This window comes from Pseudogulbenkiania ferrooxidans 2002 (assembly GCF_000174355.1).
In the GTDB taxonomy this organism is placed as follows: Bacteria; Pseudomonadota; Gammaproteobacteria; order Burkholderiales; family Chromobacteriaceae; genus Pseudogulbenkiania; species Pseudogulbenkiania ferrooxidans.
The window spans coordinates 241962-267195 of sequence record NZ_ACIS01000005.1 but is presented as its reverse complement, the minus strand read 5'-3'; the positions used below and the strand labels follow the sequence as shown (position 1 = coordinate 267195).

The 25234-nt window shown below is 64.2% G+C and carries 22 protein-coding genes; 14 read left to right on the top strand and 8 right to left on the bottom strand.

What is annotated here, in order from left to right; genetic code table 11:
• The first annotated feature begins 463 nt into the window (after positions 1-463).
• Complete coding sequence (locus FURADRAFT_RS10470; RefSeq protein ID WP_008954120.1) at positions 464-1414, top strand: helix-turn-helix domain-containing protein; 951 nt, start codon at positions 464-466, stop codon at positions 1412-1414.
• 82 nt (positions 1415-1496) lie between these two features.
• Here FURADRAFT_RS10470 and FURADRAFT_RS10465 read toward each other — a convergent pair whose 3' ends face one another.
• The 8 genes from FURADRAFT_RS10465 to FURADRAFT_RS10430 form a co-directional block, all read right to left on the bottom strand.
• Entirely contained in the window at positions 1497-2609 is a 1113-nt protein-coding gene (locus FURADRAFT_RS10465; protein ID WP_008954119.1) for a class II histone deacetylase, read from the bottom strand.
• A 50-nt stretch (positions 2610-2659) separates the two neighbouring features.
• On the bottom strand, positions 2660-3850 hold the full coding sequence (locus FURADRAFT_RS10460) for an MFS transporter (protein ID WP_008954118.1): 1191 nt from the start codon (positions 3848-3850) through the stop codon (positions 2660-2662).
• 55 nt (positions 3851-3905) lie between these two features.
• Positions 3906-4787, bottom strand: a complete 882-nt coding sequence (locus FURADRAFT_RS10455; RefSeq protein ID WP_008954117.1) for a transporter — start codon at positions 4785-4787, stop codon at positions 3906-3908.
• Positions 4788-4916: 129 nt separating this feature from the next.
• Positions 4917-5897, bottom strand: a complete 981-nt coding sequence (locus tag FURADRAFT_RS10450) for a helix-turn-helix transcriptional regulator (protein ID WP_008954116.1) — start codon at positions 5895-5897, stop codon at positions 4917-4919.
• A 232-nt stretch (positions 5898-6129) separates the two neighbouring features.
• On the bottom strand, positions 6130-7818 hold the full coding sequence (locus FURADRAFT_RS10445; protein WP_008954115.1) for a methyl-accepting chemotaxis protein: 1689 nt from the start codon (positions 7816-7818) through the stop codon (positions 6130-6132).
• Positions 7819-8175: 357 nt separating this feature from the next.
• Entirely contained in the window at positions 8176-9078 is a 903-nt protein-coding gene (gene hpaA, locus FURADRAFT_RS10440) for a 4-hydroxyphenylacetate catabolism regulatory protein HpaA (protein ID WP_008954114.1), read from the bottom strand.
• A gap of 25 nt (positions 9079-9103) precedes the next feature.
• The gene (locus tag FURADRAFT_RS10435) at positions 9104-9547 is read right to left on the bottom strand and encodes a GlcG/HbpS family heme-binding protein (RefSeq protein ID WP_008954113.1); all 444 of its coding nucleotides are present in this window, start codon (positions 9545-9547) and stop codon (positions 9104-9106) included.
• Between the two features lie 23 nt (positions 9548-9570).
• The gene (locus tag FURADRAFT_RS10430) at positions 9571-10851 is read right to left on the bottom strand and encodes an MFS transporter (protein WP_008954112.1); all 1281 of its coding nucleotides are present in this window, start codon (positions 10849-10851) and stop codon (positions 9571-9573) included.
• Positions 10852-11195: 344 nt separating this feature from the next.
• Between FURADRAFT_RS10430 and FURADRAFT_RS10425 the strand changes: the two genes are divergently transcribed.
• The 13 genes from FURADRAFT_RS10425 to FURADRAFT_RS10365 all read left to right on the top strand — a co-directional run bounded on the left by FURADRAFT_RS10425 (position 11196) and on the right by FURADRAFT_RS10365 (position 25135).
• Entirely contained in the window at positions 11196-11972 is a 777-nt protein-coding gene (locus FURADRAFT_RS10425) for a fumarylacetoacetate hydrolase family protein (protein WP_008954109.1), read from the top strand.
• A complete protein-coding gene (locus tag FURADRAFT_RS10420) occupies positions 11972-12736 on the top strand; it encodes a fumarylacetoacetate hydrolase family protein (RefSeq protein WP_008954108.1) in 765 nt (254 codons plus the stop codon). The genes FURADRAFT_RS10425 and FURADRAFT_RS10420 overlap by 1 nt, the downstream gene beginning before the upstream one ends.
• A gap of 61 nt (positions 12737-12797) precedes the next feature.
• Positions 12798-14258 carry a 5-carboxymethyl-2-hydroxymuconate semialdehyde dehydrogenase gene (hpaE, locus tag FURADRAFT_RS10415; protein WP_008954107.1) on the top strand — a complete coding sequence of 487 codons (1461 nt, stop codon included), beginning with the start codon at positions 12798-12800 and terminating at the stop codon, positions 14256-14258.
• Positions 14259-14567: 309 nt separating this feature from the next.
• Positions 14568-15416 (top strand): 3,4-dihydroxyphenylacetate 2,3-dioxygenase, encoded by an 849-nt coding sequence (gene hpaD / locus FURADRAFT_RS10410; protein ID WP_008954106.1) that lies wholly within the window; start codon positions 14568-14570, stop codon positions 15414-15416.
• Positions 15417-15479: 63 nt separating this feature from the next.
• Entirely contained in the window at positions 15480-15860 is a 381-nt protein-coding gene (locus FURADRAFT_RS10405; protein WP_008954105.1) for a 5-carboxymethyl-2-hydroxymuconate Delta-isomerase, read from the top strand.
• A gap of 28 nt (positions 15861-15888) precedes the next feature.
• Positions 15889-17103: a Bcr/CflA family multidrug efflux MFS transporter gene (locus FURADRAFT_RS10400; RefSeq protein ID WP_008954104.1), complete on the top strand. Its 1215-nt coding sequence runs from the start codon at positions 15889-15891 to the stop codon at positions 17101-17103.
• Between the two features lie 12 nt (positions 17104-17115).
• Positions 17116-18576 carry an NAD-dependent succinate-semialdehyde dehydrogenase gene (locus tag FURADRAFT_RS10395; RefSeq protein WP_008954103.1) on the top strand — a complete coding sequence of 487 codons (1461 nt, stop codon included), beginning with the start codon at positions 17116-17118 and terminating at the stop codon, positions 18574-18576.
• 14 nt (positions 18577-18590) lie between these two features.
• Positions 18591-19394: a 2-oxo-hept-4-ene-1,7-dioate hydratase gene (gene hpaH / locus FURADRAFT_RS10390; protein WP_008954102.1), complete on the top strand. Its 804-nt coding sequence runs from the start codon at positions 18591-18593 to the stop codon at positions 19392-19394.
• A gap of 11 nt (positions 19395-19405) precedes the next feature.
• Entirely contained in the window at positions 19406-20209 is an 804-nt protein-coding gene (hpaI, locus tag FURADRAFT_RS10385; protein WP_008954101.1) for a 4-hydroxy-2-oxoheptanedioate aldolase, read from the top strand.
• A gap of 309 nt (positions 20210-20518) precedes the next feature.
• Positions 20519-21856: a 4-hydroxyphenylacetate permease gene (gene hpaX / locus FURADRAFT_RS10380; protein ID WP_008954100.1), complete on the top strand. Its 1338-nt coding sequence runs from the start codon at positions 20519-20521 to the stop codon at positions 21854-21856.
• A gap of 117 nt (positions 21857-21973) precedes the next feature.
• Entirely contained in the window at positions 21974-23161 is a 1188-nt protein-coding gene (locus FURADRAFT_RS10375; RefSeq protein WP_040652723.1) for a porin, read from the top strand.
• A 127-nt stretch (positions 23162-23288) separates the two neighbouring features.
• Positions 23289-23522, top strand: a complete 234-nt coding sequence (locus FURADRAFT_RS10370; protein ID WP_008954098.1) for a hypothetical protein — start codon at positions 23289-23291, stop codon at positions 23520-23522.
• A 443-nt stretch (positions 23523-23965) separates the two neighbouring features.
• Positions 23966-25135, top strand: a complete 1170-nt coding sequence (locus FURADRAFT_RS10365) for a p-hydroxyphenylacetate 3-hydroxylase oxygenase component (RefSeq protein WP_008954097.1) — start codon at positions 23966-23968, stop codon at positions 25133-25135.
• The last annotated feature ends 99 nt before the right edge of the window (positions 25136-25234 follow it).

The window sequence follows — 25234 nt, the reverse complement described above, 5'->3', positions numbered from 1 at the left end:
ACCCCCTTATCCCAAATCGGCAAATGCTGACAGGTCGCAATCTCTCTCTGGATGACACCGTGATTGTCCCCCCTCAGGCAACGGCAGGGGTGACTGGACCCGCAGAGCGTACGAAGATGAAAACCGGATCTGGCCGGGCTTCGTAGCGTGAAACACTCAGTTGCCAACACGTCTCACACCATGTAGTTTATATATTAACTATATTGTAGCGACACCCGTCCAGGCTGATGAAATGAATATTCTTGTCCAAGGATTTCTATCGGCACCTGGCCCGGCGACCACTAGCAAAATCAAGCCGATACCAAACGATGGTCGTATACTGATAGATGGTCCGCGTTAACGCCCGGTAGAGGCACCACAACGATGGACCGCTTGGGATAAATGAGAGCAGCGACGCCAAACCCGGGCCATGTCCCAGGTACCGTCGCTGAATAGGGAAACACTGCATCTTAGGAGCATCGGGATGCTGACAGAAGCACGCTGTTTTGACGATGCGCAGCAACACGCGGCGGCGTTACCGTATTGGAACCAGGTTTACGACCAACTCACCGCCGGGCGCTTCCAGAGCTCGCTGGAGCGAGCCCACGTCGGCAATCTGGTGCTGTTTCGCGAAGTGTTGAACCAGCGCGTGGTACAACACGGCCAGACACCTGCCGACATGCTGCACGTTTCCATTCCTCTCGCCATGCCGAATGCCGGCTCGCTGCAGGGCTGCCCGGTAAACGCCAACTCGATCATGGCGCTGCACGGCAATGAGGAATTCGTCTTTCACCTGCCGCCGAATGTCGATTCGATCCAGGTCTCGATCACCTACGAGGACCTTGACACCCTGGCACCGCAGTTTGCCGAGCGCCTGGCGCGCACGCGCAACCGCCAGCCCGTGATCCCGCTGCGCGAGGGCCATCTCGCCGGCATACGCGCCACCTTGCCCGGTGCCTTCGAGCAGGTGGTGCAAAACCCCGACCTGCTGGAGTTCACCGGCACCCAGAAGATCATCAAACACCAGTTCATGTCCCTGCTGCTGGAACTGCTCAACGACGTGGCACCTGACGAGCGCTACAACCTTACCTACGCCACCCACAGCGACATCGTCAAACGCAGCCAGGCCATCGTACTGGCGAGCCCCGACGAGCCGGTAACGGTGCTCGAACTGTGCCAGAAGCTGCGCATCAGCCGGCGAACGCTGCAGAATAGCTTCCAGCTGATCGCCGACACCACCCCGGTCGATTACCTGCGCTCGATCCGCCTCAACGCCGTGCGCCGCATGCTGCAATCTGGCTCGCCGGAGTGTACCAGCATCCGCGAAGCCGCCGGCTACTGGGGCTTCTACCACCTGGGCCATTTCTCGCGCGACTACCGACGCCTGTTCGACGAGCTGCCATCGGAAACACGCGCCCGCGCCCTGGTGCAATAACCTCGCACCAGCGTTAGCCAAGACAAAACCGGGCCAGGGCTACCCGCGCCTTGACCCGGTTTGTGCTTCGGACTTTCCCCCTCTACAGGCCGATCACGCGCGCCATCTGGTCCAGCAGCTGACGCTGCAAGTCCCGTTGTGCCAGTGCCGGCTGCTGCAGCTGGACGAATTCCAGCATCGGGTCGATTACCTCCGTCCGCACGCCGGACAGCTCTTCGAGTACCGCCAGGCCGCAGAACGGAACGTAGGCTTCTGAATAACCGCCCTCATGCACCAGCACCAACCTGTCGCTAGCGTGCTGCTCGGCCATCTCGCGCACTCGGCGAGTCATCTCGCGAAAGGTGTCGCTATGTGCCAGCATACGCGCCAGCGGATCAACCGCGTTGGCATCGTAGCCACAGGCGACCACGATCAGCTCGGGGCGGAAACGCTCCAGCGCCGGCACCACGATACGCTCCATCGCGTACAGGTAAGCGTCGTGGCCGCCGCCCGGCAGCAGCGGCACGTTGAGGTTAGCGCCCTCACCAGCCCCGGCGCCGCGATCCTCTACCCCGCTGTAGCCCGGAGGAAAGCAGCCATCCTGGTGCAGCGAGATAGTCAGCACGTCAGGGCGCTGGTAGTAGATCGCCTGGGTACCGTTGCCGTGATGCACATCCCAGTCGAGAATGGCCACGCGCTCGATACCATACTTGGCCTTTGCCGCCTCCACCGCGACGGCGATGTTGGACAAGAAACAGAAGCCCATCGCCTGATCCGGCAGGCAATGGTGGCCCGGCGGGCGCGACAGCGCGTAGGCGTTGTCGGCCTCCCCCGCCAGCACCGCGTCGACTGCGGCCAGTGCCAGCCCGGCCGAGAGCTTGGCGATCTCGTAACTGCCGCGCCCGATCGGTGCATGTGGGCCCAACTCGCCGCCGCCGGCATCACTCAGTGCCTTGAAGCGCGCCAGGTAGCCTGCGCCGTGTACACGCAGCAGGTCGTCGTCGCTGGCCGGCGGTGCGCTGCATACCTGCAATTGCCGGGTCAGCCCGGAAACGTCCATCAGGCTTTTCAGCCGGCGCTTGGTTTCGGGCGACTCGGCGTGTCCGGCGGCGGCCGGGGGCTGTACCCAGCCGCCCACCGGCAGAGTCAGCGCGTGCAGACCGGCGCTATGCCACAGGCACTGCTCGTCGAAGTAAAAGGCGGTACGTGTCGTCATGTCAGGTTCTCCGTCAAAACAGGGCCACGCCTCGGCGGCCCCGGTCAATCTCAAAGGTTGGCCGAAGCCGTGGCCCAGCGCTGCAGTGCCAGAATCAGCCCAAGTGAGAGCACCGCCACCGCCACCGCTGTCAGCAGCAGCGGCTGGAACTCGCCACCACTAGCTTCGATCAGCGAGCCGGCCAGCGCAGGGCCGATGGCGAGGCCGCCGCCGATCACCAGATTGGTGGTGCTCATTAACCGGCCCGAACGGTCGATGCCGGCCAGCGAGGCCAGAATGAAAGGCAGCACGAAGGTCCACGCGATCTTGAAGCCGAAGGTGGCGAGCGTGAAGCGCAACGTGTCAGGCGTACCAATCAGCAAGGCCACCGCCCCGATCATCAACGCATAGCCCGCCAGCAACACCCACACCCGGCGCAGGCGATTGCCGATGGCCGACGCGCTGGCCGCGCCCACCACACCCAACAGCGTGGCGATAGCCAGGATGTTGCCCGAAGTTTGGGGCGAGATCGCCGCCTTGGCCGCGATGGCGCCCACGAAGGTCCATACCCCGCTCAGACTGATGTAAAAGGTCAGCACCGCGGCGATACCGATGCCCGCAGGCAAGACGAAGTCCGTCGCCGCAACGTTGGCCGAAGCGGCGGCGACACGCGGGGCCGGTGCCGCCGGCAGATAACGAACCAACGGGCTGCTCAGCGCCATCAGCCCGGCCAGACCCAGGTAGCAGACCGCTATGCCGTAACGATCGAACAAGGTCGGCAGCACGGCGAGCCCGACCGCGCCCAGCACCAGTTGCCCCATCACCCAGAAGCCGTAGACCCGGTCCGGATTCGGCGTCATCGCTGCGGCCGAGAGGCAGAGGATCATCAGCGACCCACCCGCCAGCGCGCTCAGCACACGCAGCGCCAGCAGCGCCGCGTAACCCGGCACCAGTGCCGAGACCAGGTTGGCGCCGATGAACACCAGCGCTGCCACTAACGCGGCACGACGCCAGTCGAAGCGTGGCAGCCAGTAGTAGGCCGGCAGCGTGGCCGCGCTCATTGCCCCCAGTTCCGCCGAGAATAGCCGGCCGATCTCGGCCGGTCCCAGGTGAAGCTGCATCGCCAGTTGCGCAGCGACCGCCGGCGCCACCAGCAGGACGGTAGGCACGATCGCGGCGAAGACGACGATGGCGGCCAGGGTGCCGGCACCGCTCGCGAAATGGGGCAAGGCGGCGAGACGCGCTTGAGAGGTATCAGTCATAAAGTCATTCCTTTGTAGAGAGATAGGTGTGCCCGGTAACCGGGTCTTGTCGCGCTCAATAGACGTGCACTAAGCGCAGCATGGCCTGCGCGGCGTCGTACGTGTTTTCGGACTGGACGTTCTTGGCAACGGTGACCATCAGCTGGTTCTGACGATCCAACCAGTGGCCAAGCTCGAAGCCGAGCTGGGTATAGCGTTGCCGCGTATAGGGCAGATCCTGGCCGTTGAGCCGCAGCGCCCCGCCCTCGGCGTAATAGAGGCGCAGCGCGCCGTAGGTCGCTGGGGTGAAGTCGTAGGAAGCGAAGGCCTGCAGCCGATAGAGCGGCTTCTGTTTCAGCGAGCCGCCGTGGTAGTCGTCGTTCACGCCGTAAATCTGGGTCTCCAGCGAGCCCTCCAGCACCCAGTTCTTGCCGACCCCGCGCGTGTAATTGAGCAGGAAGGTGCCGCCCCAGCGGTTGGCGCCCGGCGAGACGTCGGCATGCCTGGCATCGTAGCGCCCCACCGGCAGCGTCAGCAGCGACAGCAAGCCGGCGTACTCGCGCTTGTCGGGGTTGTTGACGAAGAACAGCGTGCCGCCCACTTGCGGGTCGCCGACTCCGCTCAGGCTTTCGCTCGCCGCGCTGCCCGGCAGCCGCGCCTCGATGTGCGCAGCCGGCACGATGAACTGAGGCGTACACAGCGTGCCGCAAATATCGGAAAACCAGACGTGACGGTAGGCTACCGCTTCCACCTTCAGATCGGCCGGACCGACGTCGCCGGCACGGCTGTGAAAACTGTCGGCCTGTGTCACCGGCAGGTAGAGCACACCAAGCGACGTGCCGGGCGGAGCGCTGAAGAAATCGCGCGCGTTGGTGTCGGCGGCCGACGCCGCCTGGCAGACGGCCAGGGCGCCAGAGGCCAGAGCTGTGGCGGCGAAATAACGAAGGGGGTGATGCATCTTTCAGGCTCTCCTGAGCTGGGTGGGTAGAAGATCCGAGGGATGACACGCGCACGCCTCCCCCTGGCGGCGCGCGAGCGGGCTGCCAATCGGCACGGCGGTTGGAGGCGTCAGGTGGAAATCAGCGGATCAGGAAAACGGCGGCAACTGGTGCAGCAGGTGGGCGATACCCGCCTTGCCGCTGATACCGAGCTTGGCGTAGATGGAACGGATGTGGTGGCGCACCGTGTGCGGCGACATGTCGAGCAGACGGGCGATTTCCTTGTAGGTCCGGCCTTCGCCGAACAGTCGCGCGACGTCGCTTTCGCGCGCCGAGAGCTGCTCCATGGCACAACGATAGCGCGCCGTCAGCAGGTACAGATCGTTAACGGGGCGCGCCTCGATGCTGAGGCGGCCGCCGTCGTACCCCTGTGGCTTCACCTTGGCGGGCAGCTGCGGACCAGCCCAATCCGGCCACTCGGTCAGCAGCAGGTCGACGAAGCCGGGTTCGGCGCTTTGTAGCATGCCGACCTGATCGCACACCGCCAACGCCAAGCGCTGCTCGTACAGGGTCTCGCGCAAGGCCTGCATCGTACGGATTTGGTTGAGCGATGCCGCCGCGGTGAGGTGCGGCATCAGGCAAGACAGCAGTTCGCGTTCCGCGTCACCGAAGGCCTCCGCGCCCGGCGTGCGGTAGAGCGCCAGGTGGTCGCTCAATTGCGTGATCGGATCGGTATGGATGACGCACAACAGCTCGCCGATGTCGTAGCGCTCACCGAGCCAGCGCAGACCCGCCGGCAGCTCGGCGGCCTGCATGTCGACGACTACAGCCACGCCAGGCTGGGCGTGCACGCGCCCGACGGTGACATCCTCGTGGCGGATCGCCTTCCAGTCGTCGATGTAGCCGTCGGGCAGGCCGAACAGAAATGAACTGTGCTCGTGCGGGCCATCCTCGGCCTGTGCCGCACGGCCCCACCACGCCATCTCGAACGGCAGCAAGGGGCGCAGGCACTCGAGCGCGGTCTGATGAAAGCGTTCCAGCGACTCCTCGCGCGCAAGACGGTAAAGCTCGAGCAATACTGTGCTGAAAGACGCCAACCTGGTGGCGGCCCCACCGGAACGATCAAACATGCTGCCTCTCCTTTGTCCAGCCGCGGATGCTTTGTGGCACCCGTCTTCGTTTCCCGGCCGAGAGTCACCACTCACACTTGGCAAACGCCAGGCCTTAACTGCAGTCTGTCGCAACGGATGGAGGTTCGCCATCCTGCAAATGAGGGATGACGCGCCCTAACGCGCCGGCAAAATGAAAAGGCCGCCACAGCAGCCTTTTGGTTGAATGTTGATGAGCACGCGAAAGCCGGGCCTACATCCCGCCCTGCCAGCGGCGCTCGATCCCGGCCCGCTCCGGCGCCACCAGGAAGTCGTGCAGGAATTCGTTGACCTTGGCCAGCAGCCGCTGGTTTTCCGGGGCTGCGGCCACCCCCACGCAGTAATGCCACGGCTCCCCGGCCAGGTTGCCCGGCAGGATCTCGATCTTGCCGCGCCAACGGCTAGCACGGTCGGTCGCCGCCCAGTGGAAGATCGGCCGCTCGACAGCAAAGGCGTCGACCACCCCGGTAGCAACCGCCTCGTGGATACGCCCCTGATCCGAATAGGCAATCAGATTGGCCAGCTGCACGACACTGCCAGGCTTGTCCCGATTGGCCTGCCAGCGTACTCCGGCCCCCTCCAGCACTGTGATCGCCGCGGGATCGTTGCCCACACCCAGCACCTTGCCGGCCAGATCGGCCAGACCATTGATGCGTCCATCACCCGCGCGGCGAGCAAGAATGAACGGCATCGAGGTATACGGGCGGGAGCAGGCCACACCCGACAGGGCGGCATGGGACAACAAGGCGCTCCACATCAGGTCGGCCGGAGCCTCGGAAGGCGTACGACCGAAATACAGCAGATCGGGACACTGGTCCCAGGCGTGCTCGACGAACTCCACACGTACCCCGAGCCAGCGGGCGAAGGCGCTGGCGTAATCGACATCGAGTCCCAACAGCCGATCAGCCGGGTGTAGGCGAAACGACAAGCCGACAAAGGCTGGCTCGATGGCAACGCGCAGCAGGCCACGACGCATGACGTCCTCAAGCCGGTCATAGCCGGGATCGCTCGACAACTGATAGCGGTGCAGCAAGGCCGTGACGCCGGCGTCTTTGTTCTGCGTCTGCAACACCACCTCGCCCACGGCTTGCGATAGACCGGCTGAGCGTTCGGCATGCTCACGCAGCGTTGCGGTACGGCGAGCCGCCTGCGGTGCCGCTTCGGCGATAACCTTGTTGGTGTCGTTGAGATCGCCAATGTTGCGCCCCAGGGCATCGAAAATCTCACTCAGCCGGCCCAGCAAGGCAGTCAAGTGGTCGGCCAGCCCGGCCAGTTTGGCGTCGCCCTGACTGGCGATCTGAGTTACGCGCAACTGCACATCGCTCAAATCCATGCGCCGAGTCGCCAGCTCCGAGCTTTCCAGCGTGCGTTGCGCCAGCCGGCGCACTTCATCTGCCACAACGGCGAAACCGCGCCCTTGCTCGCCGGCGCGCGCCGCCTCGATCGCCGCATTGAGTGCCAACAGATTGACCATCTTGGCGATGTCGCCGGTCTCGGCGATGACGTGCAGCACCTCGGCAGCCTTGGTGTCGATCAGGGCCACCGCCTCGGCCAATTCGCGGCGGATATCACTGGCGACACGCTCGACCTCGGCAGCCAGGGCTCGCCGCAAATCCTCGGCGATACCGGCGCTCTGCACCACCTGCTCGGACGACAGCGCCAACGCCAGGCGCATGCGCTCGCTGCGCTCGTTGATCTCCGCCACTAGCTGGGCCTGCGTCTCCAGCCCGCGCGCAACGCTGAGCTGCATGAACTGCGCGGTGTTCAGCACCCGCGCCAACAACAGGCCCTCACCCCGCTCCACCTCCTCATCCCCCGCGACGGCCGCGGCCGGCACGGCAGAAATGCTCTCTTCCTGATGAATGACTCTGGCTTTACCGCCAAAAATACGCCGCAGCACCATTTTCCTCCGCTATCGTTAGCTGGCCGCCTCTGGTATGGACGGTCCCGGCTACTAGTAGCAGATAGCCCTTTCGGCTCTTATCCCATTTCGGCAAAACCCGCCGCAGGGCGATTTATCCGTCGGCGGATCAATAGGTGCAAGAAAAAACGGCCAAATGGGTGCCCCATCCGGCCGCGCAAGGACTTCCACCACTGAGAAACCGAAAAGCTGGCACGCCCACCCGCAATAGTGGTGGCGCCGGCCGTCTCGATACAGCAGAGACTAGCCATGGGCAGGCCGACGCGGTATCAACCAAAAGGATGACCCGGCGAACCGACGGCTAACAGCCCGCCGGAAGCAAGCCAGGCGGCGGGTGGTTCAACGGTTCTTCTCGCGGTACTCGCTCGGCGTTTGCTGGGTGTAGCGTAGGAAGAAGCGGGAAAAATAGGCAGGGTCCTTGAAACCGAGGTGGTAGGCGATCTCGTTGACCGAGGAAGCCGAGAAGATCAGCAGCCGCTTGGCCTCCTGTAATAGGCGATCGTGGATCAGACGCTTGGATGGCAAATCGGCCATGCGCCGACAGATGTCGTTCAGACGCGCCTCGGTCACGCCGATCAGTTCGGCGTAGCGCCACAGCGCCCAGTGGTCCTTGTAATGCTCTTCCACCAGGACGTTAAAGCGGTGATAGATGTGCAGATCCTCGCGCCGGAAATGCCGGTTCTGTTCCGGCTGGGTCGCAAGCCGCAACAGTGCGACCAGGATCAGCTGAGTCAGCGCCTGCAGCGCCACCTCCCTGCCCTTGCCCTCGCCAAAGAACTCGTCGCCCAGCAGCTCGAACAAACGCGGCAAGCGCGCCGCCTCGGCCGCCAGTTCCTCCGGCACCTTGCCCAGCTCCACGCAAAATGGCGTCATCAGGCGCGGTTCAGTGACATTCTTCGGCAAAGCTTCCAACAGTTTCCACACCAGCTCCTGGCGTACCGTCAGCACATGCCCTTCGGCGTCAGCCTCGGTGATGAAGGCGTGCGGAACAGTGGGAGGCGTCAGGAAGAACAGCGGCGCAGAGGCGATATACTGCTGGTCCTCCAGGTACAGCCGGATCTGCCCGCTAGCCAGGTAGTGCACCTGGAAGAAACGGTCATGGCGGTGCACCGGCATGTTGCGGCCAAAAAACTCGGCGAGCTTGCCGAAGGCCTCGTAATTCACCTCCGACGCCTCGTAGCGAGAGTCGTAGACCTTGCCGATATCGATGTTTGGAATCGGCGTCCGTTCGCGCGTCTTCATCTCCTGATCGATCCTTGTCGCAGGTTTAAGGCTGCTCGCCCGGCGCCGTGACGGCGGCGAGCCCGGCTTCTGCGCAGGCGATGTCCTCTGCCTCAGCGGCCCCGGAAATGCCGATCGCGCCAATGCGCTGCCCTTGATACAGGATAGGCAGGCCTCCGCCGAAACCGGCGAAGTGAGGCCGGTTCATCAGGCCGTGGCGCACAGTCGCGGGCCGCTCGGCCAGGCGGGCGTCCCAGTGCTGGGTCGCCAAGCCGAAGCTGACCGCGGTATAGGCCTTGTCGATGGCAATGTCGACCGAGTGCAGCGGTGCGCCTTCACAGCGCAGGAAGGCCATCAGGATGCCGCAGCGGTCGACGACCGCCGCGTTGATGGCTAAGCCGAGGCTTCGGGCATGCGCCACGGCAGCCTCGACGGCGCGCTGGGCTGCGGCGGTGGTAATGGAGCGATACGAGTGGGCGAGCTGGTCCATGGGAAACAATCCTTGATGAAAAATCAGTTTTCGAGTGCCAGGGGCTGGTGGTGCACGCCGCGCCGGGCCAGGCACCACGCCAGGCCGGCCAGCACCAGCACAGCCTCGACGGAGAGTGTCGGGGAGAGGCCGAAGGCGGAGACGGCCGAGCCAGCGATCAGCCCGCCGACCGCGTCCATACCGAAACGGATGCCGGTGTAGGTGGAAATCATGCGTCCGCGCAGGCGGTCGGGCACACTCGACATTAACAATGAGTTGGTGGCCACGTTGGCCATCGAGATGCCGAAACCGAGCGCAAAAGTGGCATAGAGACCAAACGGCAGCGAATGCGAGGTCGCTAGCACCAGCATGCCGCTGCTCACCGCACACCAACCCAGCACCACCTTGCTCCCCAATTGCCGGCGCGTCTTCTGCAGCGCGACGTAGGCGGTGGATGCCAGCGCGCCGCAGCCGGAAGAGCCGAGCAGGATGCCCAGCGTGCCGACCCCGCCGGCAAACACGCCCTTGGCCAGCACCGGCACCAGCACCACGTAGGACGAGGCAGTCACGTTCATCAACAGGGTCAGCCCGAGCAGCAACCGCACCGGCTCGCTACCACGGGCAAAGCGCAACCCCTCGCCGAAGCCTGCAGCGGATCGGGCGGTGGCGGCACTAGGCGGCGCCAACTCCATGCCCCTGAGCGCCTGGGCAATCGCCAGATAGGAGACGGCGTTGAGCGCGAAGCATAGCGCCTCGGAGGTCAGGCCGAGCAGGGCACCAGCGATCGGCGGCACCACGAAGCGCGCGAGGTTATAGACCACGGCGTTGAGTGCGATGGCGTTGGGTAGATCTTGCTTGTCGGTGACGATGGAGCCGATCAGCGCATGTCGCAACGGGGTATCGAGGGCGTTGAGCACTCCGAAGCATCCGGCCAGCATCACGATGTTCCATGGCGCAATCCAGCCGGTCAGCGTCAGCAAGGCGAGCAGGCCGGACTGCAAAAACAATAGCCATTGCACACTGATCAGCAGGCGGCGCCGGTCGTAGCGGTCGATCAGCAGCCCCGCCAACGGAGATACCACGAGTTGCGGCGCCTGCGACAGAAAAGCCACCACGCCGAGCAACGCCGCCGAGCCGGTCAGGCGGTAGACCAGCCAGCTCAGCGCCACCGTCTGCATCCAGGTGCCCATCACCGACACGCCCTGCCCGACGAAATAGCGCAGATAATTAGGCTGGCGCAGCGAACGGAACAGGCCACGGCTCAGTCGTTCCCGCCATCCAGCCGCCTGTATCATTTTTGGCGACGGCCGATCCGATTCATTCATCCATTCCATCCTTTGTACCAGAGTCGCCTAGGCGGCTTTTCCCTGCCCGCCCCCGGCCCCTCCAGAAAACCTAGCCAGGCCGCACCAAAGCCCGCCCCGGCACATTGATTGACATTCACAACAGACAGCACTGAAAAGTACAGGTTTCTCTTGAGAAAATACACCGTATAGAGGTGCATAGTGAGGCTCATCCGGGAGCGAGCCATGGTGGCCGTGTTGACAAGCCTGTGCGTGCTGCCCTATAAAGTTAACATATTAATTAATTTGTTAACTAACTTCCACGAGTGCGGTGCAGCTATTGAGGGCATCCGGCACCGGACGATGCAAAGGAAAGAGGAAACGACATGACGCGAGGCCGAATACTGGTCGACCACCTTGCCCGTGGCGTCACGCTACAGGCGGACGGCAAATTGCAACTGGACAATGGCAACCCGCTGCTGGACGACCCGCGCTGGCTAGCGCCCGTCACCGGCACAGTGTACGGCGTGGCCCTGAATCACCGCTCGCTGGTGGAAGCGCTTTCCGCCGCATTCGAGGACGCACCGTACAAGACCGCGCCCAAGACCCCGGTGCTGTTCATCAAGACCCGCAACACCCAGATCGGCCACGGCGCGGCTATCCCCTTCCCAGCCGGCGTGGCACGCATCCAGCCGGGCGGCGCGCTGGGCGTGGTGATCGGCAAGCGCGCCCGCAAGGTGAGCGAGGCGCAGGCGCTCGATTGCATCGAGGGCTACACCGTGGTCAACGAAGTGAGCCTGCCGGAAGACAGCTTCTACCGCCCGGCGATCAAGGCCAAGAACCGTGACGGCTTCTGCCCGATCGGCCCGAGGGTGGTCGACGCCAAACAGATCGACCCTGCCGCGCTGGAGATCCGCACCTACGTCAACGACGAGCTGCGCGAAACCAGCCGCACCTCCGACCTGGTACGCGGCGTAGCGCAGCTGATCGCCGAACTCTCCCAATTCATGACGCTGGAAGCCGGCGACCTGATCATCGCTGGCACCCCGCTGCGCAGCGTGGACCTGCAGCCGGGTGACGTCGTCGCGGTGGAGATCGACGGCATAGGCCGCCTGGAAAACCCCGTGGTACTTGAAACCGTCATCGCCGAGGAGCTCGCCTAATGAAACACGCCCGCATCCGCTATCAAGGTGACGTCCATAACGTGACGGTGAACGACGATCACTCGGTGACGCTGCCGAACGGCGAGACCCTTGCCGAGCAGCAGGTGGAATGGCTGCCGCCGGCGCACGGCACCGTGTTCGCCCTGGCCATCAACTATGCCGATCACGCCGCCGAGCTGTCGTTCAAGGCACCGACCGAGCCGCTCGCCTTTCTCAAGTCGCCGTCCACCCTTACCGGCCATAACGCGGTGTCGGTGCGTCCGGACAACGTCGACTACATGCACTACGAGTGCGAGCTGGTGGTGATCATCGGCAAAACAGCCAAGAACGTGAAGCGCGAGCAGGCGATGGACTACGTCGCCGGTTACACCGTGTGCAACGACTACGCCGTGCGCGACTTCCTGGAGAACTACTACCGCCCCAACCTGCGCGTGAAAAACCGTGACACCTTGACCCCGATCGGCCCGTACTGGGTGGATAAGGAAGACGTGCCGAACCCGCACGAGCTCACCCTGCGCACCTGGGTCAACGGCGAGCTTCGCCAGGAGGGCAACACTCGCGACCTGGTGTTCGACATTCCCGCACTGATCGAATACCTGAGCGGCTTCATGACCCTGTCGCCGGGCGACATGATCGCCACCGGCACGCCGGAGGGACTCTCCGACGTGGTGCCGGGCGACGAGGTGGTGGTCGAGGTGGAAGGCGTCGGCCGCCTGGTGAACTGGATCGTCAGTGAGGCCGGGTACGAAGCCTCACTCGGTTGAGCACACACAACGATTCAGCGGTGTGGCAGCGCCGCACCCTACCCTGAATAAAGGAGCAAGCATGATCAAGCACTGGATCAACGGCCGCGAGGTCGAAAGCAAGGACACCTTCGTCAACTACAACCCCGCCACCGGCGAGGCCATCGGCGAGGTCGCCGCCGGCAGCGCCGACGAGATCAACGCCGCCGTGGCCGCCGCCAAGGCCGCGTTCCCGAAATGGGCCGCCACCCCGGCCAAGGAACGCGCCAAGCTGATGCGCAAGCTGGGTGAGCTGATCGACCAGAACGTGCCGAACCTGGCCGAACTGGAAACGCTCGACACCGGCCTGCCGATCCACCAGACCAAGAACGTGCTGATCCCGCGCGCCTCGCACAACTTCGACTTCTTCGCCGAAGTCTGCACGCGCATGAACGGCCACACCTACCCGGTGGACGACTCCATGCTCAACTACACGCTGTACCAGCCGGTCGGCGTGTGTGGCCTGGTGTCGCCGTGGAACGTGCCGTTCATGACTGCCACCTGGAAAACCGCGCCGTGCCTGGCACTGGGCAACACGGCGGTGCTGAAGATGTCCGAGCTGTCGCCGCTGACGGCGAACGAGCTGGGCCGCCTCGCCATGGAAGCCGGCATTCCGGAAGGCGTATTCAACGTGGTGCAGGGCTACGGCGCCACCGCCGGCGACGCGCTGGTGCGCCACCCCGACGTACGCGCCGTTTCCTTCACCGGCGGCACCGCCACCGGCAAGAAAATCATGGAAGCGGCCGGCCTGAAGAAGTACTCGATGGAGCTGGGCGGCAAGTCGCCGGTGCTGATCTTCGACGACGCCGACCTCGACCGCGCGCTCGACGCCGCGCTGTTCACCATCTTCTCGCTCAACGGCGAGCGCTGCACCGCCGGCAGCCGCGTCTTCATCCAGGAAAGCGTGTACGACCAGTTCGTCGCCGAATTCGCCCGTCGTGCCAAGCGCCTGATCGTGGGCGATCCGCAGGACCCGAAGACCCAGGTCGGCTCGATGATCACCAAGGCACACTACGACAAGGTCACCGGCTACATCAAGATCGGCATCGAGGAAGGAGCCAACCTGGTGGCGGGCGGCCTGGAACGTCCGGCAGGTCTGCCCGAGCACCTGCAGAAAGGCAACTTCATCCAGCCCACGGTGTTCGCCGACGTCGACAACCGCATGCGCATCGCCCAGGAAGAAATCTTCGGCCCGGTGGTGTGCCTGCTCAAGTTCAAGGACGAAGCCGAGGCGCTGCGCCTGGCCAACGACGTCGAATACGGCCTCGCGTCCTACATCTGGACCCAGGACATCGGCAAGGCGCACCGTCTGGCACGCGGTATCGAAGCCGGCATGGTGTTCGTCAACAGCCAGAACGTACGCGACCTGCGCCAGCCCTTCGGCGGCGTGAAGGCCTCAGGCACCGGCCGCGAGGGTGGCGAGTACAGCTTCGAGGTGTTCGCCGAAATCAAGAACGTGTGTGTGTCGATGGGGAGTCACCACATCCCGCGTTGGGGGCTGTAAGGCACGACTCGACCCTTGATTTAAGACCCATTTCAATAGCCGAGCGAGCCAAAGCAGGTTGAGTGCCGCCAGCGCACAGGAACCGGAATGTACACGGAGTACATGAGGATTCCTGATCGCTGAGCGAATCACTGCGTGCAAATCTCTCGCTGAGCCAATCGAAGATTGGCACGCAGGGATTTGCTCCGCGATGGATTCGCACGCAGTACTGCCGGCGCTCAAGATGCAAAGGCGCAGCCGGCTAATGAGATGGGCTAAAACCACCCACCGCTTAGCTGCGTCACCAAACGCACCAAGAGGAGAAACACCATGGGCAAACTCGCCCTTGCTGCAAAAATCACCCACGTACCGTCGATGTACCTGTCCGAGCTCGACGGCCCGCATAAAGGCTGCCGCCAGGCCGCCATCGACGGCCACAAGGAAATCGGCCGCCGCTGTCGCGAGCTGGGCGTCGACACCATCGTGGTGTTCGACACCCACTGGCTGGTGAACTCGGGCTACCACGTCAACTGCGCGCCGGAGTTCGAAGGCGTCTACACCAGCAATGAGCTGCCGCACTTCATCAAGAACATGCCCTACGCCTACCACGGCAACCCGCAGCTGGGCCAGCTGCTGGCCGATGCGGCGACCGAAGCCGGCGTGCACACTCGCGCCCACGACGCCACCACGCTGGCGCTGGAATACGGCACGCTGGTGCCGATGCGCTACATGAACCCGGACCAGCACTTCAAGGTGGTGTCGGTCTCGGCGCTGTGCACCGTGCACAACCTGGCCGACAGCGCCAAGCTGGGCGCTGCCATGCGCCGCGCGGTGGAAGAGCAGTACGACGGCACCGTGGCGTTCTTCGCCAGCGGCTCGCTGTCGCACCGCTTCGCCCAGAACGGCGTGGCCGACCAGTTCCTGCACAAGGTGTGGAGCCCGTTCCTCGAGACCATGGACCACGAAGTGGTAGAGATGTGGAAGCGCGGCGACTGGAAGACCTTCTGCGCCATGCTGCCGGAGTACGCCGACAAGTGCCATGGTGAGGGCTTCATGCACGACACCGCGATGCTGTTGGGCGCGCTGGGCTGGGACCAGTACACCGGCCAGGCCGAGATCGTAACGCCGTACTTCGGCAGCTCCGGCACCGGCCAGATCAACGTCATCCTTCCCGTCTGAACGATTCTGGCATGGCGGCGGGGCACATAGCCCACTGCCGCTACGGCCGGACAGGAGTTAGTCATGCCGCACTTCATCGTCGAATGCACCGACAACATCCGGAAACAGGCCGACCTGCCGGCGCTGTTCAAGAAAGCCCATGAGTACCTGGCCGGCACCGGGCTGTTCCCGATCGGCGGCATCCGCAGCCGCGCCCATTGGCTCGATACCTACCGCATGGCCGACGGCGAGGAGAATTACGCCTTCGTGCACATGACGCTAAAGATCGGTGCGGGGCGCTCGCTCGAAGACCGTCGACGCGTCGGCGAAGAGCTGTTCGCGCTGATCAAGGCGCACTTCGCGCCGCTGTTCGAGCAGGGCTATCTGGCCTTGTCATTCGAGCTGACCGAACTGCATCCGGAGCTGAACTATAAGCACAACAACGTGCATCAGCACTTCAACTAAGCGCCTGTTCCCCCAGGAAAAAACCGCCATGCCCATCGTCGCCGCCGGCCTCCACCCCACCCGCCTGATCGTACTGCTCAGCGCGCTGGTGGCGTTCGGTCCGTTGTCGATTGACATGTACCTGCCGAGCCTGCCCGCCATCGCCCGCGATCTCGCCGCGCCGGTCGGGCTGGTGCAGTTCACCATCGGCGGCTTCCTCACCGGCTTCTGCCTCGGCATGCTGCTGTACGGCCCGCTGTCCGACCGCTTCGGCCGCCGCCCGGTGCTGCTCGCCGGCATCGCGCTGTATCTCGTTGCCAGCCTGGCCTGTGCCTTCGCCAGCAGCGCCGAGCAGTTGATCGCGCTGCGTGTATTGCAGGCCGTCGGCGGCGGTGCCGGCTCGGTGATGGGCCGTACCGTGGTGCGTGACGTGTTCCCGCTCGATCGTGCCGCCCAGGTGCTGTCGCTGATGCATTTGGTGACGATGATCGCACCGCTCGTCGCCCCGGTGCTGGGCGGCTGGCTGCTGCTCGCCGCCGGCTGGCGTTCGCTGTTCCTGGCGCTCGCCTTGTTCGGTGCAGTGTGCCTTGCCCTGGTTGCGCTGCGCCTGCCGGAAACCCATCCGGCCGAACGGCGCGGCGAGGTCAGTCTGGCGTCGGCCTTCAGCGCCTACGGCCACCTGCTGACTGATACGCCCACGCTCGGCTACATGCTGGCGCTCGGGCTGACCTTCGGCGCCATGTTCGCCTATATCACCGGCTCGCCCTTCGTCTACATCGACTACTTCGGCGTGGCGCCGCAGCACTACGGCTGGCTGTTCGGCCTCAACATCGCCAGCGTCATCGTGCTGACCACACTCAACAAGTGGCTGGTGAAGCGCGTAGCGCTCGACACCCTGCTGCAGGCGCAAACCGCCGTCATCGCCGCGGCCGGTCTGGCCTTGTGGCTGGCCGGCGCGCACAGCCTGCTCGCCGTGGTGCTGCCACTGCTGGTGAGCGTCGGCCTGACCGGTTCGATCGGCCCCAACACCATGGCGCGGCTGTTGCAGCGGCACAGTGAGCGCGCCGGCGCCGCAATGGCGCTGGCAGTCTCCGGCCAGTTCGGGCTCGGCATGTTGGCGAGCGCCCTGGTCGCCGCCCTGCACGACGGCACGCCGCGCGCGATGTGCCAGGTTGTCGCGCTGTTCGGCGTCGCCGCCTGCCTCGGCCTGCAGCTGATCCGTTTGCCGGCGGCCACCGCCCGGCCCCAGTCATCCACCCTGTGATCAAGAGACATCATGAAACTGAACGACCCTACCCTGTTCCAGACCCGGGCCTACATCGACGGCGCCTGGGTCGATGGCGACGATAACGCCACCTTCGCCGTGACCAACCCCGCCGACGGCGAGGCGCTGGCCCAAGTCGCCGCACTCGGCGTCGCAGAAACCCGCCGCGCCATCGAAGCCGCCGAAGCGACGCTACCGGCTTGGCGCGCCCAGACCGCCAAGGCGCGCTCGGCCATACTGCGCCGCTGGTTCGACCTCATCATGCAGAACCAGGAAGACCTGGCGCTGATTCTCAGCTTGGAACAAGGCAAGCCGCTGCCGGAAAGCCGCGGCGAGATCGCCTACGGCGCGAGCTTCATCGAGTGGTTCGCCGAAGAAGCCAAGCGCGCCTACGGTGATGTCATCCCCAGCACCGCCGCCGACAAGCGCCTGGTAACGATCAAACAGCCCATCGGCGTGGTGGCGGCGATCACGCCGTGGAACTTCCCCAACGCCATGATCACGCGCAAGGTCGGTCCCGCCTTGGCGGCTGGCTGCACCGTGGTGGTCAAACCGGCGGCCGAGACCCCGCTCTCTGCGTTGGCGCTGGCAGTGCTGGCCGAACGCGCCGGCGTCCCCAAGGGCGTCTATAACGTCGTCACCGGCAACCGCGCCTCCGAAATCGGCGGCGAACTCACCCGCCACCCGGCGGTGCGCAAGCTCAGCTTCACCGGCTCCACCCGCATCGGCAAGCTGCTGATGGAGCAATGCGCCGGCACCGTGAAAAAACTGGGGCTGGAACTGGGCGGCAACGCACCGTTCATCGTATTCGACGACGCCGATCTGGACGCCGCCGTACAGGGCGCGCTCGCCTCCAAGTTCCGCAACACCGGCCAGACCTGCGTCTGCGCCAACCGCCTGCTGGTCCAGGACGGAGTCTACGATGCCTTTGCCGAGAAACTGGCCGCCGCCGTACGCCAGATGCAGGTCGGTGCCGCCACCAGCGGCAACGTGCAGCAAGGCCCGCTGATCAACGACAAGGCCGTGGCCAAGGTCGCCGAGCACGTCGCCGACGCCGTGAGCAAGGGCGCGCAAGTCATCACCGGCGGCGAGCCCCACCCGCTCGGCGGCAACTTCTACCAGCCGACGGTACTGGCCGACGTCACCGAAGACATGCTGGTGGCCCGCGAGGAAACCTTCGGCCCGCTCGCCCCACTTTTCCGTTTTAAGGATGAAGCCGAGGCGATCCGCCTCGCCAACGCCACCGAGTTCGGCCTCGCCGCCTACTTCTACAGCCGCGACATCGGCCGCATCTGGCGCGTGGCCGAAGCCATCGAAGCCGGCATGGTCGGCATCAACGAAGGGATCATCTCCACCGAGGTGGCGCCATTCGGCGGCATCAAGGAATCAGGGCTGGGACGCGAAGGCTCCAAGTACGGCCTCGATGACTTCATGGAAATCAAATATCTGTGCTTCGGCGGTCTGAATAGTTAACGGAGACACCCACCATGCTGAACCAAGACATCATCGACCAGACCGCGCGCCGCCTTCACCAGGCCGAGAAAGACCGCGTACAAATCCGACAGATCTCGCTCGACTACCCCGAGATCACCATCGAGGATGCGTATGCCATCCAGCGCACCTGGGTCGACATGAAGGTAGCCGAAGGCCGCACCATCAAAGGCCATAAGATCGGCCTGACCTCGCGCGCGATGCAGATGTCGTCGCAGATCGACGAGCCGGACTACGGCACCCTGCTCGACGACATGTTCTTCAACGACGGCTCCGACATCCCCACCAGCCGCTTCATCGTGCCGCGCGTCGAAGTCGAACTCGCCTTCATCCTCGGCAAGGAACTGAAAGGCCCCAACGTCACACTGTTCGACGTCTACAACGCCACCGAATACGTGATCCCGGCGCTGGAGATCATCGATGCGCGCAGCCAGTCCATCGACCCGGAAAGCGGCCGCCCGCGCAAGGTGTTCGACACCATCTCCGACAACGCTGCCAACGCCGGCGTGGTGATGGGAGGCCGCCCGGTCAAACCGTCCGAGCTGGACCTGCGCTGGGTCTCGGCGCTGATGTACCGCAACGGCGTGATCGAGGAGTCCGGCGTCGCCGCTGCCGTGCTCAACCACCCGGCCAACGGCGTGGCTTGGCTCGCGAACAAGCTGGCGCCGTTCGACGTCTCGCTCAAGCCAGGCCAGGTGATCCTGGGCGGCTCGTTCACGCGCCCGGTGCCGGCGCGCCCTGGCGACACCTTCCATGTCGATTACGGCCCACTCGGCGTCATCAGCTGCCGCTTCATCTAAAGGAGACGCACATGCACCTCCCCACCAACCCATTCAAGGCCGCGTTCAAGGCCGGCCAGGTGCAGATCGGCCTGTGGCTCGGCCTCGCCGACGCCTATAGCGCCGAGCTGCTGGCCGGCGCCGGCTTCGACTGGCTCTTGATCGACGGCGAACACGCGCCCAACGAGCTGCAGAGCATGCTGGCACAGCTGCAGGCCATCGCCCCTTACCCCTCGCACCCCATCTTGCGCCCGGTATGGAACGACCCGGTGCGCATCAAGCAGATCCTCGACATCGGTGCGCAGACGCTGCTGCTGCCGATGGTGCAGACCGCCGAGGAAGCCGCGCAGGCGGTAGCCGCCACGCGCTATCCACCCAACGGTATCCGCGGCGTCGGCAGCGCCTTGGCGCGCGCCTCGCGCTGGAACCGCATCCCCGATTATTTGAAAACCGCCGAACAGGAAATCTGCGTCCTGGTGCAGATCGAAACCCGGCAGGGGCTGGACAACCTCGACGCCATTGCCGCCACCGAGGGCGTGGACGGCGTGTTCATCGGCCCCGCCGATTTGAGCGCCGACCTGGGCTACATCGGCCAGCCGACGCACCCGGAAGTCCAGGCGGCGATCGAGGACGCCATCCGCCGTATCCGTGCCCACGGCAAGGCGCCAGGCATCCTGATGGCCGACGAGAAGCTGGCCAAACGCTATATCGAGCTGGGCGCCCAGTTCGTCGCGGTCGGGGTCGACACCACCCTGCTCGCCCGTAGCGCCGAAACGCTGGCCGCGCGCTTCAAGAGCGCACCGGCGACCCCCGCCGGTTCGTCCGGCGTGTACTGAGCACTGTCCCGGTTAGCGCCAGCCGTGAGGCTGGCGCGTTTTTTCCCTCCGCTTGAAACCTAAATGGCGGTCTGGGCAAACCTTTATCGAGGCCAGCCCGCAGCAGAAACTTAATATATTCATTTTCAGCCATCGCTCGAAGCGAAATCAGCAAAGGAGAGCCACCACCCACACGCCCGTCAAATGCACTACCCATGAGCAATAAAAACATACCCATCGAGCTACAACGCGCCATAGAGCGCGCCGATATCAACCACTGAGACGTGAGCGAGTCCGGCAAACGACCGACCGACCACGGAGGAGAACCTCATGCACATGGAAAAATCCGCCGCGTATCCCATCGATGCGCCCCTTGCCGTGAGCACTTCGCGCAACGAGCAGGAACAGCATGTCATCAAGAAAGTTTCAAGCCGCCTGATCTGGTTCCTGTTCGTCCTGTTCGTCTTCTCGTTCCTTGACCGCATCAACATTGGCTTCGCCGGCCTTACCATGGCGAAAAGCCTGAACCTGACGGCGACGATGTTCGGTTTTGCCGCCACCATCTTCTACATCACCTACGTGCTGTGCGGCATCCCGAGCAATGTGATGCTGAGCCGTATCGGTGCCCGCCGTTGGATGGCCTGCATCATGGTGGCCTGGGGCATCGCCTCCACCGCCACCATGTTCGCGCATGATGCAAACAGCCTCTATATCTTGCGTGCGCTGGTCGGCGTCACCGAGGCTGGCTTCCTGCCCGGCATGCTGGTCTACCTGACCTTCTGGTTCCCACGCGTGTACCGCGCCCGCGCCAACGCGCTGTTCATGATCGCCATGCCAGTGACGGCAGCGCTCGGCTCGGTGGTGTCCGGCTACCTGCTGGAGCTGAACGGCACCTGGAACCTGGCCGGCTGGCAATGGCTGTTCCTGGTCGAAGGACTGCCCTCGGCTCTGCTCGGCATCGCCGTGTGGTTCTACCTGGACGACACCCCGGCCAAGGCCAAATGGCTGACGGCGGAAGAAAAGGCCTGCCTGGCGCGCATGCTGGAGGCCGAGCAACACCAGCCGGCCACGCAACACGGCGGTATGCTGCGCGAACTGCTCCAGCCCACCGTGCTGAAATTCGCCTTCGCCTACTTCTGCCTGGTGAACACGCTCAGCATGGTCAACATCTGGGTGCCGCAGATCGTCAAGAGCTTCAACGTCGGCAGCAGCAACGCCACTATCGGCATCCTGGCCGCGATCCCGCAGGTGGGGACCATCCTGCTCATGCTGTGGTGGGGCGCCCGCTCCGACCGTAAGCAGGAGCGTAAGTGGCACACCGCGCTGCCGATGCTGTTCGCCGCTGCTGGCTGGCTGATCACCGCCTACGGCGATGGTTCGGTAGTGCGCCTGATCGGCATCGTGATGGCGTCTGCCGGTTCGTTCACCGCCATGACCATCTTCTGGACCACCCCGGACGCCACGCTGTCGAATAAAGCCAAGGCCATCGGCATCGCACTGATCAACGCCACCGGCAACATCGGCTCGGCCCTGAGCTCGGTGGTGGTCGGCTGGCTCAAGGACATGACGCACAGCTTCACCTCCGGCCTGCTGTATGCAGTGGCCGCACTGGTGATCGGCGCCGTGATCATTCTGCTGATCCCGATGGGCAAGAGCGTGCGCGCCTAAGCCCCTCCCAAATCCACCTCCATAAAAACCGATTCGCCGGAGCTCCCATGCAGGGGAGCCCCGCGGATGCGCACGCCCATCGCAGGCGTGCACACCAACAACACTGGAGAAACCAAAATGAACAAGAAGACCACCTTGGCCGCGTTCGCCCTGCTCGCCCCGCTGGCCGCCAAGGCCGACGTCACCCTCTACGGCACCATCGACGAGACCTTCGAATCGGTACGCGCTACCGGCGCCCGCAACGGCCACGACGTCCCCAGCACCAACCGCATCAGCTCGGACAGTTCGCTCATCGGCTTCAAGGGCAAGGAAGACCTCGGCAACGGCCTCAAGGCGTTCTGGCAGATAGAGAGCAACATCTGGGTCGATAGCGCCCCTTCTTACGCCACCTTCGGCACGCGTGACTCTTTCATCGGCCTGGCCTCCCCGGCGGGTAGCATCCAGGCCGGTCTGATCAGCCCGCCCACACGGGCGGTGGCGGGCATGCTGGACGTCAATCAGGGCAACACCGGCATCGGCATGTCCGGTGCGCTGCTCGGCAAACTCGGCAACACGCTGGCGGCGGACCCGCTGCTCAAGACTTTCGGCAGCGCCATTCCGGCCGATGGCAACGGCAACACGCTGGTGCGCACCAGTCCGTTCGATACCCGCCGCAAGAACGCATTGCTGTACACCAGCCCGAACTGGAACGGACTGACCGCCAGTGTAGGCTATGACGCCGTGGAAACCCGCTCGGCCATTGCTTCGCATGCGCCGAGTGTGTTCGATTTAGGCCTGACCTACCGCGGCGGCCCGTGGATGCTGACCGGAGCATACGAAGGGATCGACACCGGCATCGACGATGCGCCGACCAACGTCAGCCAGTTCCAGAAAGTGTGGAACGCGCGCGCCGGTGGTTACTATGTGTTCGGCAACGCCAGTCGCATCGGACTGCTGTTCGACCACACGGTCGGCAGGCTCACCCCCACCGCCGCAGCGGCTTACCAAGGCAGCAGCCTGAGTCAAAACGTCTGGTACGCCCAGGCCGTGATCAGTACCGGTTACCAGGGCCGTGTGATCACCCAGTACGGCCAGGCCGGCAAGTTGCAAGGGGTGTCCTACGCGGGTGCCGCCCAATCGCAGGCGCGCCATTTCGAACTCGGCTACGAGTACGACCTGTCCAAGCGCACCACGCTGAAGGCGATCTACTCGCAGATCTGGAACCGGGACAACGCCTCGTACGACTTCGGCTTCAGTAGCGTGGGCGGTGTGGACGCTGGTGCCTCCCCGCGCGGTATCGCGCTTGGCTTGCGTCATAGCTTCTAACTCTTTAGCTCCTGCCGCCGGGCCCTGCTGGGTCCGGCCACCCCACCTACCCGGAGCCCGCAATGAGCAATAACCCGCCTGTGCACGATATCAAATACAGGCCGCGGTAACTTCAGAGCTGGACATCATGCAACGTATCGAGATCAGCAGCCACCATGTAGCCAGGATGGCCAGCCATATCGCCGCGGCCTCGGTAGAGCAATCCAGCTCCTCCAACGGTATTGCAAATGAGATGGACGAGCTGATACGGCTGAACGAAGCCAGTAGTGGCAGCCTGGCCATGGTCGGCCAGGCAGTTGAGCAAGTCGAGCAGGCGGTGAACGGGCTCGATCAGTTGGTCGACTTTTTCCGGGTCGTGTAGCCCCCTCCCCACGCTGCGCCTGATTCCACCAAGGATGAAGGCCCGCCGGGCCTTCATCCGCCTGATCAAAACCCGTCCACGAACTAGCCTGAACGGCCTTCAACAAGGTAAAGGGCCGCATGGTGAACAGGCCCTTCAGCCCAAGCTGAAACCGTACCGTCGCCCCTCCCGAAAGCCCAGGCGCATTCACTAGCCACAAATGACGACACCTGTCCTTGCCCCAGCTCAAGACGACGCGAAAAGTACAACACTCTACTCGAAACTTGCATTTCTCTTGCCTCACCACCTCCCCATAATTAGCCCGTACCGAGCCGAATCTTGAGGCCGGCCCCCGTAAAACCGCTGGGAAAACGAACACATCGCTCCACCACCCCCTTCTTGGTTGAATCCGGGCAGAGCGAGTTTCACATACACCAGCAGCCACGAAAAAGGCAAGCATAACGATGAAAAGTGCAAATTCGCTCCTGGAAGACCTGCAACGCATCCTGCCCGCCATCGCCGCCAATGCGGACCGCGCCGAACAGGAACGCAAAGTGCCGGAAGAAAACATCGCCCTGCTCAAGAGCATCGGCATGCACCGCGCCTTCCAGCCCAAGAAGTACGGCGGCCTGGAAATCTCGCTGCCGGAATTCGCCGACTGCGTCGCCGCTCTGGCCGGCGCCTGTGGTGGCACCGCCTGGGCCTTCAGCCTGCTGTGCACCCACAGCCATCAGCTCGCCATGTTCTCGCAGAAGTTGCAGGACGAAGTCTGGGGCGAAAATCCCGACGCCACTGCCAGCAGCAGCATCGCACCGTTCAGCCAGATCGAAGAAGTGGAAGGCGGCGTGCTGTTGAGCGGCGAAATGGGCTGGAGCAGCGGCTGCGACCACGCCGAATGGGCCATCGTCGGCATGCGCCGCAAGAATGCCGAAGGCGAACTGGTGTACAGCTTCGGCGTACTCCCGCGCGGCGACTACGACATCCGCGACAACTGGTACGCCATGGGCATGAAGAGCAGCGGCTCCAAGACCCTGGTCATCAAGAACGCCTTCATCCCCAACCACCGCATCGAAGCCGCCAAGGACATGATGGAAGGCCGCTCCTCCGGCTTCGGGCTCTACCCCTACAGTGACATCTACTACACCCCGTACCGCCCCTACTTCGCCAGCGGCTTCGCGGCGATCAGTCTGGGCGTGGCCGAACGCATGCTGGTGGCGTACAAGGAAAAGACCCAGAACCGCGTGCGCGCCTACACCGGCGCCAGCGTCGGCACCGCCACCCCGGCGCTGATGCGTCTGGCCGAATCCACCCACCAGGTTGCCGCCGCGCGCGCCTTCCTGGAAAAAACCTGGCAGGACCACGCCGAGCACGGCCGCCACCACCAGTACCCGAACCGTGAAACGCTGGCATTCTGGCGCACCAACCAAGCCTACGCGGTGAAGATGTGCATCGAAGCGGTAGACCGCCTGTTTAGCGCCTCCGGCGCCACCAGTTGGATGGAAGGTAACGAGATGCAGCGCCTGTTCCGCGACTCGCACATGACCGGCGCCCACGCCTACACCGACTACGACGTCTGCACCCAGATCCTCGGCCGCGAGCTGATGGGCCTCGAACCCGACCCGACCATGGTCTGAGAGCGCGTAAACAAATCTGCTACACGCCCCGGCCCCGCTCCCGCGAGGCCCGTCTGTACGGCGGAGCCTCTCGAAGCGGCCTTGGGACGCCCACAGCGA

Bases quoted from the DNA above. Each gene is read 5' to 3' on its own strand.
- FURADRAFT_RS10430 (WP_008954112.1), bottom strand. From the start codon at position 10,851: ATGAATGAATCGGATCGGCCGTCGCCAAAAATGATACAGGCGGCTGGA.
- FURADRAFT_RS10395 (WP_008954103.1), top strand. From the start codon at position 17,116: ATGAAACTGAACGACCCTACCCTGTTCCAGACCCGGGCCTACATCGAC.
- FURADRAFT_RS10445 (WP_008954115.1), bottom strand. From the start codon at position 7,818: ATGGTGCTGCGGCGTATTTTTGGCGGTAAAGCCAGAGTCATTCATCAG.
- FURADRAFT_RS10465 (WP_008954119.1), bottom strand. From the start codon at position 2,609: ATGACGACACGTACCGCCTTTTACTTCGACGAGCAGTGCCTGTGGCAT.
- hpaH (WP_008954102.1), top strand. From the start codon at position 18,591: ATGCTGAACCAAGACATCATCGACCAGACCGCGCGCCGCCTTCACCAG.
- FURADRAFT_RS10375 (WP_040652723.1), top strand. From the start codon at position 21,974: ATGAACAAGAAGACCACCTTGGCCGCGTTCGCCCTGCTCGCCCCGCTG.
- FURADRAFT_RS10405 (WP_008954105.1), top strand. From the start codon at position 15,480: ATGCCGCACTTCATCGTCGAATGCACCGACAACATCCGGAAACAGGCC.
- FURADRAFT_RS10400 (WP_008954104.1), top strand. From the start codon at position 15,889: ATGCCCATCGTCGCCGCCGGCCTCCACCCCACCCGCCTGATCGTACTG.
- FURADRAFT_RS10425 (WP_008954109.1), top strand. From the start codon at position 11,196: ATGACGCGAGGCCGAATACTGGTCGACCACCTTGCCCGTGGCGTCACG.
- FURADRAFT_RS10365 (WP_008954097.1), top strand. From the start codon at position 23,966: ATGAAAAGTGCAAATTCGCTCCTGGAAGACCTGCAACGCATCCTGCCC.
- FURADRAFT_RS10455 (WP_008954117.1), bottom strand. From the start codon at position 4,787: ATGCATCACCCCCTTCGTTATTTCGCCGCCACAGCTCTGGCCTCTGGC.
- FURADRAFT_RS10470 (WP_008954120.1), top strand. From the start codon at position 464: ATGCTGACAGAAGCACGCTGTTTTGACGATGCGCAGCAACACGCGGCG.
- hpaI (WP_008954101.1), top strand. From the start codon at position 19,406: ATGCACCTCCCCACCAACCCATTCAAGGCCGCGTTCAAGGCCGGCCAG.
- FURADRAFT_RS10370 (WP_008954098.1), top strand. From the start codon at position 23,289: ATGCAACGTATCGAGATCAGCAGCCACCATGTAGCCAGGATGGCCAGC.
- hpaD (WP_008954106.1), top strand. From the start codon at position 14,568: ATGGGCAAACTCGCCCTTGCTGCAAAAATCACCCACGTACCGTCGATG.
- FURADRAFT_RS10460 (WP_008954118.1), bottom strand. From the start codon at position 3,850: ATGACTGATACCTCTCAAGCGCGTCTCGCCGCCTTGCCCCATTTCGCG.
- hpaE (WP_008954107.1), top strand. From the start codon at position 12,798: ATGATCAAGCACTGGATCAACGGCCGCGAGGTCGAAAGCAAGGACACC.
- FURADRAFT_RS10450 (WP_008954116.1), bottom strand. From the start codon at position 5,897: ATGTTTGATCGTTCCGGTGGGGCCGCCACCAGGTTGGCGTCTTTCAGC.
- FURADRAFT_RS10420 (WP_008954108.1), top strand. From the start codon at position 11,972: ATGAAACACGCCCGCATCCGCTATCAAGGTGACGTCCATAACGTGACG.
- FURADRAFT_RS10435 (WP_008954113.1), bottom strand. From the start codon at position 9,547: ATGGACCAGCTCGCCCACTCGTATCGCTCCATTACCACCGCCGCAGCC.
- hpaX (WP_008954100.1), top strand. From the start codon at position 20,519: ATGCACATGGAAAAATCCGCCGCGTATCCCATCGATGCGCCCCTTGCC.
- hpaA (WP_008954114.1), bottom strand. From the start codon at position 9,078: ATGAAGACGCGCGAACGGACGCCGATTCCAAACATCGATATCGGCAAG.